Origin of the sequence: Streptomyces sioyaensis, assembly GCF_004122735.1 — a bacterium.
GTDB lineage: Bacteria > Actinomycetota > Actinomycetes > Streptomycetales > Streptomycetaceae > Streptomyces > Streptomyces sioyaensis.
In genome coordinates this window covers 1-12962 of the sequence record NZ_SDIF01000068.1, presented here as the reverse complement: position 1 = coordinate 12962, position 12962 = coordinate 1, and the positions used below count along the sequence as shown (strand labels likewise).

Genomic DNA, 12962 nt, shown 5'->3' with positions numbered 1-12962 from the left:
GGAGGAAGAGCTAAGGAGACCAGCCATGCCGATCGCCGAGGTGAACGCATCGATCGACGCGCCCCGCGGGCTTGCGGGCGTCATCGTCACCGAGACCCAACTGGGCGATGTCCGAGGCACCGAGGGCTTTTACCACTACCGCCAGTACTCCGCCGTCGAGCTGGCCGCAGCCCGCAGCTTCGAGGACGTGTGGTACCTGATGTTCCACGGCCAGCTGCCCTCCGCGGCGCAGCTGGCCGCCTTCAGGGACGAGACCGCCGCGCTGCGCGCGCTGCCCGCGGCCGTACGCGACGCGCTGCCCGCCCTCGCCCGTGCCGGCGCACTCTCCGGCCCGCTCGCCGGGCTGCGTACCGCGCTGTCGCTGCTCGGTGCAACGGCCGGTTTCCGGCCGCTGTACGACATCGACGCCGGCCGCCGCCGCGTCGATGCTCTTGCCGCATGCGCCGCAGTGCCGACGCTGATCACCGCGCTGCACCGGCTCGGTCAGGGGCTGCAGCCGGTTGAGCCGCGTGCGGACCTCGGGCACGCGGCCAACTACCTCTACATGCTCACGGGCGAAGAGCCGGAGCCGGACCGGGTCCGGGCGATCGAGGCGTATCTGATCTCCACCATCGACCACGGATTCAACGCCTCGACCTTCACCGCCCGCGTCATCGCCTCGACCGGCGCCGACCTTGCGGCCTGCCTCGTCGGGGCCGTCGGCGCACTCTCCGGGCCGCTGCACGGCGGTGCGCCCAGCCGGGCTCTGGACATGCTCGACGCCATCGGTACCCCCGACCGCATCGACTCCTGGATCCGCGACAGTGTCCTGCGGGGCGACCGGATCATGGGGTTCGGCCACTCCGTGTACCGCACGGAAGACCCGCGCTCAAGGATGCTGCGAGGTGTCGCCGAGCAGTTCGGCGGCCCGCTGGTGGACTTCGCCGTCCAGGTGGAGGCGAGGGTCGAAGCGTTGCTGGCCGAGCTCAAGCCCGGCCGTGAGCTGCACACCAACGTGGAGCTGTACGCGGGCGTCGTCATGGAGCTGTGCGGGATGCCACGCGAGATGTTCACACCCACCTTCTGCGCAGCCCGCGTGGTCGGCTGGAGCGCCAACATTTTGGAACAGGCCGAGGACTCGAAGATCATTCGTCCGGCTGCCCGGTACGTGGGCCCGCCCCCGCCGCAGCCGCTGCCCACCGCCGAGCCCCGCTAGCGGGCGGTGCCGCGGCCGAGCCGGGCCCGCGCCGCCGGCGGTCCGTTACGATCGACAGCTCGTCCGCCGCCGGTCCGCGCGGCCCGCCACCCGCACCATGGAGGCGCCCCCTTGGCCACGCAACAGATCCCGGTCGTCGTGCTCGCGGGCTTCCTCGGATCGGGCAAGACCACCCTCCTCAATCACCTGCTCGGCACCGGCGACGGCACCCGTATCGGCGCGATCGTCAATGACTTCGGCAGCATCGAGATCGACGCCATGACCGTCGCCGGACAGGTGGACTCGATGGTCTCGCTCGGCAACGGCTGTCTGTGCTGCGCGGTCGACACCAGCGAACTGGACACCTACCTGGAACGGCTCGCCCGCCCCGCCGCCCGTATCGATGTGATCGTCATCGAGGCCAGCGGGCTGGCCGAGCCCCAGGAACTCATCCGGATGATCCTCGCCAGCGACAACGACCGGATCGTCTACGGCGGGCTGATCGAGGTCGTCGACGCCGCCGAATTCGACGACACCAGGGCCCGCCACCCCGAACTGGACCGGCATGTGGGCATCGCCGACATCGTGGTGCTCAACAAGGCCGACCGCATCGGCGACGCCGCACGACAGGAACTCATCGGCACGCTCGCCGACCTCGCGCCCGGCCGGCCCGTGATCTGCACGGCGTACGGCCGGGTCGACCCCGAGCTGTTCTTCGACCGCGGACCGGGGGAGGGCCACGACGCGGCCGTACGCCAGCTGTCCTTCGAGGACCTGCTGCGCGAGGCCGCGGGGCACGAGGATGCCGCCGCCCACCACTGCGACGGTCACTGCGATCACCCCGACCACGCCCACCATGAGGGCCACCTCCACGCCGCCTACCAGAGCGTGGAGTTCACCTCCGCCGAGCCGATGCACCCGCGCCGTCTCATGGACTTCCTCGACAGCCGCCCGGCCGGTCTCTACCGCATCAAGGGCTTCGTCCACTTCGACGTGCCGGAGAACCGCCAGAAGTTCACCCTGCACGCGGTCGGTGACTTCCTGCGCTTCTACCCCGAGCCGTGGCCGAAGGGCGAGGAGCGGGGCACCCAGCTCGTCATGATCGGCAGCGGCATCGACGCGCAAGCCCTGCGCAAGGAGCTGGAGAACTGCCGGGAAAGCACACCGCCGGAGGCCGCTGCCCACAGCATGTGGGGTGTGCTGCGGTACGTGGCCGCACGCGAGGAAGACTGGTGACGCCGTCGGGCCGGTCTTCCACCGGCCCGACGGCGTCCCCTGCGTCCGCCCTTCCGGCTGCCGCCTACACCGGCCCGGCCAGCGCCGCCACCGACTTCGTCAGCGGCACCCCCGAACCGTCCCGCCGCGGATCCACCTCCGGCAGCTCAACGGGCGAGCCCTTGGCGTCCGCGGCCCGCACCGGAGCCGGCCCGGCCCACGCCAGGGTCAGACAGTCCTCGCCCTTCAGGAACCGCTGACAGCGCACCCCGCCGGTCGCCCGTCCCTTGCGCGGATACTGGTCGAACGGGGTGAGCTTGGCCGTCGCCACCGAGTCGTCGAGCGTGCCGTGCGAGCCGGCGACCGTGAACACCATGGCGTCGGAGGCCGGATCGACCGCGGCGAACGAGATCACCTTCGCGTCCTCGGCCAGCTTGATGCCCGTCATACCGCCCGCGGGCCGGCCCTGCGGCCGCACCTGCGCGGCCGGATAGCGCAGCAGCTGCGCCTCGTTGGTGATGAAGACCAGGTCCTCCTCGCCGGTGCGCAGCTCGGCCGCCCCCACGATGCGGTCGCCGTCCTTGAGGGTGATGACCTCCAACTCCTCCTTGTGGGAGGGGTAGTCGGGCACCACCCGCTTGACCACGCCCTGCGCCGTGCCGAGCGCCAGGCCCGGCGAGGACTCGTCCAGCGTGGTCAGACAGATCAGCTGCTCGCCGTCCTCCAGCGTCAGGAACTCCGAGAGCTGGGCACCGCCGGAGAGACCGGGCGAGGACGCCGTCTCCGGGAGCTGCGGCAGATCGATCACCGCGATCCGCAGCAGCCGGCCCAGGGACGTCACCGCACCCACCTCGCCACGGGTCGTCGCCGGCACCGAGGAGACGATCACGTCGTGCTTGACGCGCCGGGCGTCGGCGTCGAAGGGCACCTCGCCGGTGACCGTCCGGGCCAGCAGGCCCGTCGAGGACAGCAGCACCCGGCACGGGTCGTCGGACACCTCCAACGGCACCGCACCGACCGAGGTGCCCGTCGACTCCAGCAGGACCGTCCGCCGGTCCGTGCCGTACTTCTTCGCCACCGCGGCCAGCTCGCCGGAGACCAGCTTGCGCAGCTCCGCGTCCGACTCCAGGATCCGCGTCAGCTTCTCGATCTCGTCCTGCAGCCGGTCACGCTCCGACTCCAGCTCGATACGGTCGAACTTGGTCAGCCGGCGCAGCGGGGTGTCGAGGATGTACTGCGTCTGGACGTCGCTCAGCGAGAAGCGCTCGATCAGCCGCTCCTTGGCCTGCGCGCTGTTCTCGCTGGAGCGGATGAGGCGGATGACCTCGTCGATGTCCACCAGGGCCGTCAGCAGGCCCTCGACCAGGTGAAGACGGTCGCGCCGCTTGCTGCGCCGGAACTCGCTGCGCCGGCGCACCACATTGAAGCGGTGGTCGACATAGACCTCCAGCAGCTCCTTGAGGCCCAGCGTCAGCGGCTGGCCGTCCACCAGCGCGACGTTGTTGATACCGAAGGACTCCTCCATCGGCGTGAGCTTGTAGAGCTGCTCCAGGACGGCCTCGGGGTTGAAGCCGTTCTTGACCTCGATCACCAGCCGCAGGCCGTGCTCGCGGTCGGTGAGGTCCTTGACGTCGGCGATGCCCTGCAGCTTCTTCGAGCCGACCAGGTCCTTGATCTTGGAGATGACCTTCTCGGGGCCGACCGTGAAGGGGAGTTCGGTGACCACCAGCCCCTTGCGGCGGGCGGTGACGGTCTCGACCGTGGCCGTCGCGCGGATCTTGAAGGTGCCGCGGCCCTTCTCGTACGCGTCCCGTACGCCGTCGAGCCCCACGATCCGGCCGCCCGTCGGAAGATCGGGCCCCGGCACGAACCGCATCAGGGTGTCGAGATCGGCGTTCGGATGCTTGATCAGATGACGGGCCGCGGCGATGACCTCGCCCAGGTTGTGCGGCGGCATGTTCGTCGCCATGCCGACGGCGATGCCGGACGCGCCGTTGACGAGGAGGTTCGGATACGCCGCCGGGAGGGCGACCGGCTCCTGCTCCTGGCCGTCGTAGTTCGGTGCGAAGTCGACGGTGTCCTCGTCGATGGACTCCGTCATCAGGGACGTCGCGGACGCCATCCGGCACTCGGTGTACCGCATCGCGGCGGGCGGGTCGTCATTGCCCAGCGAGCCGAAGTTGCCGTGGCCGTCCACCAGCGGCACCCGCATCGAGAACGGCTGCGCCATGCGCACCAGCGCGTCGTAGATGGACGCGTCGCCGTGCGGGTGGAGCTTACCCATCACCTCGCCGACGACCCGGGCGCACTTGACGTAGCCGCGGTCGGGCCGCAGCCCCATCTCGTTCATCTGGTAGAGGATGCGGCGGTGCACGGGCTTGAGACCGTCGCGGGCGTCCGGCAGGGCGCGCGAGTAGATGACCGAATACGCGTACTCGAGGAAGGAACCCTGCATCTCATCGACGACGTCGATGTCGAGGATCCTCTCCTCGAAGTCGTCCGGCGGCGGGGTCTTCGTGCTGCGGCGGGCCATCGCGGCTGCGGCTCCTTCTGCTGCGTCTACTGCCGATGTCGGAAAGCATCGGTCAACCCGTCGGGTCAACCGGGCGGGGGATCAGCCCGCGCATATCTCTGAGTCTGACGCGGACCATTGTGGACCGCCGCACTGACAACGCCGACCGCGACTCCCCCTTCGGCTCCCGCGGAAGCCACGCGGGGCGCACGCACGGGGCCGGTCACCCGGGAACTTCGCCAGATGCCGACGCGCTTGCATACAGTGACAGAACTTCCTCGCAAGCGGATCGAAGGGACGTACATGCCCATGGGTCACACGGCCACAGAACAAGCCGGGTCCGGCGGCCTGACAGCGACCGAGCACCGGCTGGCCAACGGCCTGCGCGTGGTGCTCTCCGAAGACCACCTGACCCCGGTTGCAGCGGTCTGCCTGTGGTACGACGTCGGCTCCCGCCACGAGGTCAAGGGCCGTACGGGCCTGGCTCACCTCTTCGAGCACCTGATGTTCCAGGGCTCCGCGCAGGTGACGGGCAACGGCCACTTCGAGCTGGTGCAGGGCGCCGGCGGTTCGCTCAACGGCACCACGAGCTTCGAGCGCACCAACTACTTCGAGACCATGCCCGCCCATGAGCTGGAGCTCGCGCTCTGGCTGGAGGCGGACCGGATGGGCTCGCTGCTGACCGCGCTCGACGACGAGTCCCTGGAGAACCAGCGCGACGTCGTCAAGAACGAACGCCGCCAGCGCTACGACAACGTCCCCTACGGCACGGCCTTCGAGAAGCTGACGGCCATGGCGTACCCGGAGGGCCACCCGTACCACCACACGCCCATCGGGTCGATGGCCGACCTCGACGCGGCCTCCCTGGAGGACGCGCGGGCGTTCTTCCGTACGTATTACGCACCCAACAACGCCGTCCTGTCGGTCGTCGGTGACATCGACCCCGAGCAGACCCTGGCCTGGGTGGAGAAGTACTTCGGCTCGATCCCCTCGCACGACGGCAAGCAGCCGCCGCGCGACGGCACGCTGCCCGACGTCATCGGCGGCCAGCTGCGGGAGGTCGTCGAGGAGGACGTGCCCTCCCGCGCCCTGATGGCTGCCTACCGTCTGCCGCACGACGGCACCCGTGAGGCGGACGCCGCGGACCTCGCGCTGACCGTACTGGGCGGCGGCGAGTCCTCCCGGCTGTACAACCGGCTGGTGCGCCGCGACCGCAGTGCGGTGGCCGCCGGCTTCGGCCTGCTGCGGCTGGCCGGCGCGCCCTCGCTGGGCTGGCTGGACGTGAAGACGTCCGGCGGGGTGGAGGTCCCCGACATCGAGCGCGCGGTCGACGAGGAGCTGGCCCGCTTCGCCGCCGAGGGGCCGACCCCGGAGGAGATGGAGCGCGCACAGGCGCAGCTGGAGCGTGAATGGCTGGACCGGCTCGCCACGGTCAGCGGGCGCGCCGACGAACTGTGCCGCTTCGCCGTGCTGTTCGGCGACCCCCAGCTCGCGCTGAGCGCCGTCCAGCGCGTCCTGGACATCACCCCCGAGGAGGTGCAGGCGGTCGCCAAGGCCAGGCTGCGCCCCGACAACCGCGCGGTGCTGGTCTACGAGCCGACCGAGCCGAACGACGCCGCCGACACCGAGGAAGGGCAGGCGGACCAGTGAGCGACGCCACCACCCACGCCGACACCCCTGTGAGCACGATGGACTTCCACCCGCAGCCCCGGGGCGGCGCGCCCAAGCCGTGGGCCTTCCCGGCGCCCGACCGCAGCCAACTGCCCAACGGCCTCACCCTCCTGACCAGCCACCGCCCCGGTCAGCAGGTCGTCGCCGTCGAGATCAACCTCGTCGCCCCGCTGGACGCCGAGCCCGAGGGCCTGGACGGCGTCGCCACGATCATGGCGCGGGCGCTGTCCGAGGGCACCGACAAGCACGACGCGGAGGAGTTCGCCGCCGAGCTGGAGCGCTGCGGCGCCACCCTGGACGCGCACGCCGACCACCCCGGTGTACGGGTCTCCCTGGAGGTGCCGGCCTCCCGGCTGCACCGCGCGCTCGGCCTGCTCGCCGACGCGCTGCGCGCCCCCGCGTTCCCGGAGAGCGAGGTCGAGCGGCTCGTCCGCAACCGCCTCGACGAGATCCCGCACGAGCTCGCCAACCCGGCCAGGCGCGCCGCCATGGCGCTGTCCAAGGAGCTGTTCCCGGCCACGGCCCGCATGTCGCGCCCGCGCCAGGGCACCGAGGAGACCGTCGCGCGCATCGACGCCGCGGCCGTCCGCGCCTTCTACGACGCCCATGTACGGCCCGCCACGGCCACCGCCGTCATCGTCGGTGACTTCACCGGCGTCGACCTGGACGCGGCGCTCGCCGCCACGCTCGGCGCCTGGAGCGGCTCGACGGCCGAGCCGCTGAAGGCCGCGCCGATCGTCGCCGACGACACCGGCCGCGTGGTGGTCGTGGACCGCCCCGGCGCCGTCCAGACGCAGCTGCTCATCGGCCGCATCGGCTCCGACCGGCACGACCGGGTGTGGCCCGCGCAGGTCCTCGGCACGTACTGCCTGGGCGGCACCCTCACCTCCCGTCTGGACCGTGTGCTGCGGGAGGAGAAGGGCTACACCTACGGGGTGCGCGCGTTCGGTCAGGTGCTCCGCTCCACCGCCCCCACGTCCCCCGAAGGGGCCACGGGTGCCGCGCTGCTCGCCATCAGCGGCTCGGTGGACACCGCCTCCACCGTCCCGGCGCTCGAAGACCTGTGGAAGGTGCTGCGCACCCTCGCGGCAGAGGGGCTGACCGACGACGAGCGGGATGTCGCCGTGCAGAACCTCGTCGGGGTCGCGCCGCTGAAGTACGAGACCGCGGCGGCTGTCGCGGGCACGCTGGCCGACCAGGTGGAGCAGCATCTCCCGGACGACTTCCAGGCGCAGTTGTACGCCCGCCTCGCGGAGACCGGCACGGTCGAGGCGACCGCGGCGGCGGTCAGTGCCTTCCCCGTGGACCGGCTGGTGACGGTCCTCGTGGGTGACGCGGCGCAGATCGCCGAGCCGGTCAAGGGGCTGGGCATCGGCGAGGTGACGGTCGTCAGCGGCTAGTCCGCGTGACGGAAGGTCATATATCGACAAAGCGGCTCCCGTGGCACCCACTCGCCACGGGAGTCGCTGTATGTCCGTTTTCTCACGGCTGGTTGCGCCGGTTCTTGTGGCATCCCGCACAAAAAACGGCATCTGTTTGCCCAGGGAAAGTGGCCCCGTTTAGCGTCGGTCCGGCTGTTCGTCACAACTCCGCCACAACAGTGGCACCGGGCAGTCATCGCCGAGTCCCCGTACGGCGCGAGCCAGGGGAGCCGGGGACCCACACGTCCCTTGGGGTGAATCGGACTCCTCTCCCGAGGAGCCCGTAGGAGACCTTCCTGCTCCGAACCCGTCAGCTAACCCGGCAGGCGAGAAGGAGGGAAAGGACAAGCCCGTACATGGCGTTCATCCGTGCCACCGGGAAACACCGCCGCGCCGACCGCCCTGCCCGGACGACCCGCAAGGTCGCCGGCATAGCCACCCTTGCGGCCGGTGGTGTGGTCGCCTCCGTGGCCTCGCCGGCGCTGGCCGCCACGGACGCGGCACCCGCCCATGACACCGGTCTGCAGCGGGCCGTCGTGCTGGGTGACGAGCTCGCCGGCCACGTCGCGGCCCAGGCCGACGCGCAGCGCGCCGCCGCGGAGTCCGCCGCCGCGCAGGCGAAGGCCGAAGCCCTGGCCAAGAAGCAGGCCGACGAGGCCAAGCGGCGTGCCGAGGCCGTCCACAAGGCCAAGGTGCGCGCCGCCCGCGACGCCGAGCGCAAGCGTCTGAACACCTTTGTCGCGCCGGTCGCCGACTCCTACGTCTCCACCGGGTACAAGGCGTCCAGCAGTCTGTGGTCCTCGGGCAGCCACACCGGCATCGACTTCCACGCCGCCTCCGGCACCAGCGTCCATGCCGTCGGCGCGGGCACCGTCGTCGAGGCGGGCTGGGGCGGCTCGTACGGCAACAACGTCGTGATCAAGATGAACGACGGTACGTACACCCAGTACGGTCACCTGTCTTCGTTCGCCGTCTCGGTCGGCCAGAAGGTCACCCGCGGCCAGCAGATCGCCCTGTCCGGCGCCACCGGCAACGTCACCGGCCCGCATCTGCACTTCGAGGCCCGTACCGGCCCCGACTACGGCTCGGACATCGACCCGATCTCCTACCTGCGCGCGCACGGCGTCAACGTCTGACCTCCCGCTCGCCCGCCCCGCCGCCCGGGAGGGGTGCCTCGCACCGCGCGTCCTCCCGAAGCCCCGGTCCCGCGACCGGGGCTTCGGCGCGTGCGGCACGGCATGTCGGAGGCGCGGCTGCCGGGTGCGTGAGTGCACCGGATGCGAGGCCGGCTCGCCCGCGACTTCCGGCCAAAAATATCCATGAATATTCGGTGCCCGTCGGAAAATCCCCTCCGGTCGAATAGAGTCACGGAAAAGCCGCCGACCGGCGGTGTTTCCAGGGGATTACGGCGGAGGCTCGGGAGATGCGAGGCCATATTTCCGCGCATGCGGTGTGCACAGCGATTCGCGACGACATTGTCTCCGGTGCGCTGGCACCGGGGAGCCGGCTGATCGAGGAGATCCTCGCGGCCCGTTACGGCGTTTCCAGAGTGCCCATCCGTGAGGCGCTGCGGACCCTGCAGTCCGAGGGCTTCGTCACCACCCGCCACCACGCGGGGGCCTGTGTCGCCGAGCCGACCGAACAGGAGGCCGCCGATCTCCTGGACGTCCGCGCCCTGTTGGAGCCGCTGGGCGCCGCCCGTGCGGCCGCCCGCCGCAGCCCCGCCCACCTCAAGGTGCTCCGCGGTCTGGTACGCCTCGGCCGCGAGCGGGCCCGTCACGGCAATCCGGCGGACCTGCAGCAACTGGACGACTGGTTCCACGAGACGCTGGCCCAGGCGGTCGGCAGCCCCAGCCTGACGGCGCTGCTGACCCAGCTGCGGCGCAAGATCGAGTGGATGTACGCGGTGGAGCCGCCGGCCCGGGCCGGGGAGTCGTGGGACGAACACGGTGCCGTGCTGGACGCGGTGGCCCGGGGGGACGCGGAGCGGGCCCGTGCCCTGATGGCGGCCCATGTCGAGCGCTCGCTTCCGGTGTACCGGCTGCGGCGCCCGCTCAAGACCGAGGTGAGGGATCCGAAACCACCCGTCAACACGGTGCGCGTCCGCCCTTAACAACCGTCCCGTATACAAAGAAGTCCCACACGCGAAGAAGTGCGCGAAGTGTGGGACGTGTGGAACGGGTTTCGGTGCGGCGAAGTGAGCTCCCTCTCCGGTGCGTATTCCGCCGTATTCGGGTGCCCATTATTCGGCGCCGCGGATGGCGAAAGGTGCGCGTTTTACGGCACTGGAATGCCATGCCTGATGGTGCGCACTATTTCTCGCCCGTCCCGGATTTCCGGGCGGCCGGGGAATTCCGGTGCACCCGCGGTCATACGCGTGCGGCGACCGCGCACACCGTTGCCCCGCCTCGGACTCAGGGCGCAGTGAAACGGCCCCGCCGCGGCAGCCGGTGACCGGTTGCCGCGGCGGGGCCGCCGCATACAGCAGAGCCCGAGGGGCTCAGACGGTCTCGGGGAGCTCCTCGAGACCCTCGGCGACGAGCTTGGCCAGGCGGTCGAGCGCGGCCTCGGCGCCCTCGGCGTCGGAGGCCAGCACGATCTCCTCGCCGCCCTGGGCGCCCAGGCCCAGGACCGCGAGCATGGAGGCGGCGTTCACGGGGTTGCCATCGGCCTTGGCGATCGTTATCGGGACGCCGGAGGCGGTGGCCGCACGGACGAAGATCGACGCGGGGCGGGCGTGCAGGCCCTCGGCCCAACCGACATTGACGCGGCGCTCTGCCATGGTGTTGCCCTTCAAAGTCGTGACTGTTGTCTAGACCAGTCTCTCACGGTGCCGGACGTGCTCCACCAGATGTTCGTCCTGGCCTTCGCCGCCCCTGATCCCCGAGAGAGGCCCGGCCGGCCGGGCCGTGCCGTACGGACTCGACGGCAGCCCCGGCCTGCTCTGCCCCCCGAGCGTACGCGCGCCGCCCGTTGTCGGTGCCCGGTCGTACGCTGTCCGCATGCAGAAGTCGCAGGACCACGCGTACCCGACCCACTGGGAAGCAGACGTGGTGCTGCGTGACGGCGGCACGGCGCGGATCCGCCCCATCACCCCCGACGACGCCGAGCGGCTGGTCTCGTTCTACGAACAGGTCTCGGACGAGTCGAAGTACTACCGCTTCTTCGCGCCCTACCCGCGCCTGTCCGACCGCGACGTGCACCGTTTCACCCACCACGACTACGTCGACCGGGTCGGGCTCGCGGCGACGGTCGGCGGAGAGTTCATCGCCACCGTCCGCTACGACCGGATCAACGACCAGGGGTTGCCCGCGCAGGACCCCGAGGACGACCAGGCAGAGGTCGCCTTCCTCGTCCAGGACGCCCACCAGGGCCGCGGCGTCGCCTCCGCCCTCCTGGAGCACATTGCCGCCGTCGCCCGCGAGCGCGGCATCCGCCGGTTCGCCGCGGAGGTGCTCCCGGCGAACTCCAAGATGATCAAGGTGTTCACGGACGCCGGCTACACCCACAAGCGCACCTTCGAAGACGGCGTGGTCCGGCTGGAGTTCGATCTGGAGCCGACCGAGCAGTCCATGGCCGTGATGCGCGGCCGTGAGCAGCGGGCCGAGGCCCGCTCCGTCCAGCGGCTGCTCACCCCGCGCTCGGTGGCGGTCATCGGTACCGGCCGCGCCCCCGGCGGTGTTGGCCGTACGGCCCTGCGCAGCCTCCTGGACTCCGGCTTCACGGGCGGGGTGCACGCCGTCAACCACGCCTTCCCCGAAGGGATGCAGCGGCTGGACCCCGAGGGAGTACCCGCGGTCCGCGCGTTGCCGGAGATCTCCGAACCGGTCGATCTCGCCGTCATCGCCGTGCCCGCGGACAGCGTCCCCGACGTCGTCCGCGACTGCGGCGAACACGGTGTCCAGGGCGTGCTGATCCTGACCTCCGGGTACGCCGAAGCGGGCCCGGACGGCAGGGAGCGGCAGCGCGCCCTGCTCCGCCAGGCCCGCTCGTACGGCATGCGGCTCATCGGGCCCAATGCCTTCGGCCTGATCAACACGGCCCCCGGCGTCCGGCTGAACGCCTCCCTCGCGCCCCAGATGCCCGGCGCCGGCCACATCGGCCTGTTCACCCAATCCGGTGCCATCGGCATCGCGCTGCTCAGCGGACTGCATGCCCGCGGCCCCGGCGACGGCGGCATCGCAGGAATCTCCGCCTTCGTCTCGGCCGGCAACCGCGCCGACGTCTCCGGGAACGACCTGCTCCAGTACTGGTACGAGGACCCGGACACCGACGTCGTGATCCTCTACCTGGAGTCCATCGGCAACCCCCGCAAGTTCGCCCGGCTCGCCCGCCGCACCGCCGCCGTCAAACCGGTCGTGGTCGCCCGGGGTGCCCGGCACAACGGCACCGCCCCGCCCGGCCACGCCGTGCCCACCGTCCGTGTCCCCGACAGCACCGTCGCCGCCCTGATGCGCCAGGCGGGCGTGATCCGCGTCGACACGGTCACCGAGCTGATCGACGCCGGGCTGCTGCTGGCCTCCCAGCCGCTGCCGGCCGGCTCGCGCATCGCCATCCTGGGCAACTCCGAGTCGCTGGCGCTGCTGGCCTACGACGCCTGCCTGACCGAACGGCTGCGCCCGCAGCGGCCCCACGTCCTGACCTCGACCGCGACGCCCGACGACTTCCGCGCCGCGCTCGCCGAGGCACTGGCCGGCGACGGCTGCGACGCCGTGGTCGTCACGGCCATCCCCTGGGTGGGGGAGGGGGCCGCGGTCTCACCGGGCGGCGGTGAGGGCGCCGCGCTCGCCGCCGCCCTGCGTACCGCCGCCGAGGCCCACCCGGAGAAGCCGGTCACCGTCGTCCACCTCGCGATGAACGAACTGGCGGAGACGCTCGCGGCACCGGCACCGGCACCGGCACCGGCACCGGCAGCGGCGTCCGGCCCCGACGCCCCCGCCGGCGACCGGGCGGCCCGCCCCCAGGACCC

Annotated in this window: 9 protein-coding genes and 1 riboswitch; of the genes, 7 read left to right on the top strand and 2 right to left on the bottom strand. The window is 71.3% G+C overall.

Features of this window, described 5'->3' with window-relative positions; all coding sequences use genetic code 11:
- Nucleotides 1-25 precede the first annotated feature (25 nt).
- A complete protein-coding gene (locus tag EST54_RS21885; RefSeq protein WP_129249411.1) occupies nucleotides 26-1195 on the top strand; it encodes a citrate synthase/methylcitrate synthase in 1170 nt (389 codons plus the stop codon).
- Between the two features lie 111 nt (nucleotides 1196-1306).
- Nucleotides 1307-2410 carry a CobW family GTP-binding protein gene (locus EST54_RS21880; protein WP_129249410.1) on the top strand — a complete coding sequence of 368 codons (1104 nt, stop codon included), beginning with the start codon at nucleotides 1307-1309 and terminating at the stop codon, nucleotides 2408-2410.
- A gap of 64 nt (nucleotides 2411-2474) precedes the next feature.
- Here the strand turns inward: EST54_RS21880 and EST54_RS21875 are convergent, their stop codons facing one another.
- Complete coding sequence (locus EST54_RS21875) at nucleotides 2475-4922, bottom strand: DNA gyrase/topoisomerase IV subunit A (RefSeq protein WP_129249409.1); 2448 nt, start codon at nucleotides 4920-4922, stop codon at nucleotides 2475-2477.
- 288 nt (nucleotides 4923-5210) lie between these two features.
- Between EST54_RS21875 and EST54_RS21870 the strand changes: the two genes are divergently transcribed.
- The 4 genes from EST54_RS21870 (at nucleotide 5211) to EST54_RS21855 (ending at nucleotide 10106) form a co-directional block, all read left to right on the top strand.
- The gene (locus EST54_RS21870) at nucleotides 5211-6551 is read left to right on the top strand and encodes a M16 family metallopeptidase (RefSeq protein WP_129249427.1); all 1341 of its coding nucleotides are present in this window, start codon (nucleotides 5211-5213) and stop codon (nucleotides 6549-6551) included.
- A 38-nt stretch (nucleotides 6552-6589) separates the two neighbouring features.
- On the top strand, nucleotides 6590-7972 hold the full coding sequence (locus EST54_RS21865) for a M16 family metallopeptidase (RefSeq protein ID WP_129249426.1): 1383 nt from the start codon (nucleotides 6590-6592) through the stop codon (nucleotides 7970-7972).
- A 208-nt stretch (nucleotides 7973-8180) separates the two neighbouring features.
- Nucleotides 8181-8337, top strand: a riboswitch (cyclic di-AMP (ydaO/yuaA leader).
- Between the two features lie 12 nt (nucleotides 8338-8349).
- Nucleotides 8350-9129 (top strand): M23 family metallopeptidase, encoded by a 780-nt coding sequence (locus EST54_RS21860; RefSeq protein ID WP_129249408.1) that lies wholly within the window; start codon nucleotides 8350-8352, stop codon nucleotides 9127-9129.
- A gap of 287 nt (nucleotides 9130-9416) precedes the next feature.
- The gene (locus EST54_RS21855) at nucleotides 9417-10106 is read left to right on the top strand and encodes a GntR family transcriptional regulator (RefSeq protein WP_167511588.1); all 690 of its coding nucleotides are present in this window, start codon (nucleotides 9417-9419) and stop codon (nucleotides 10104-10106) included.
- A gap of 387 nt (nucleotides 10107-10493) precedes the next feature.
- On the opposite strand, the gene EST54_RS21850 is transcribed toward EST54_RS21855, so the two are convergent.
- Nucleotides 10494-10775: an HPr family phosphocarrier protein gene (locus EST54_RS21850; protein WP_129249407.1), complete on the bottom strand. Its 282-nt coding sequence runs from the start codon at nucleotides 10773-10775 to the stop codon at nucleotides 10494-10496.
- Nucleotides 10776-10995: 220 nt separating this feature from the next.
- Between EST54_RS21850 and EST54_RS21845 the strand changes: the two genes are divergently transcribed.
- Nucleotides 10996-12962 (top strand): GNAT family N-acetyltransferase (locus EST54_RS21845; protein ID WP_129249406.1); only part of this gene is annotated, 1967 nt, incomplete at its 3' end.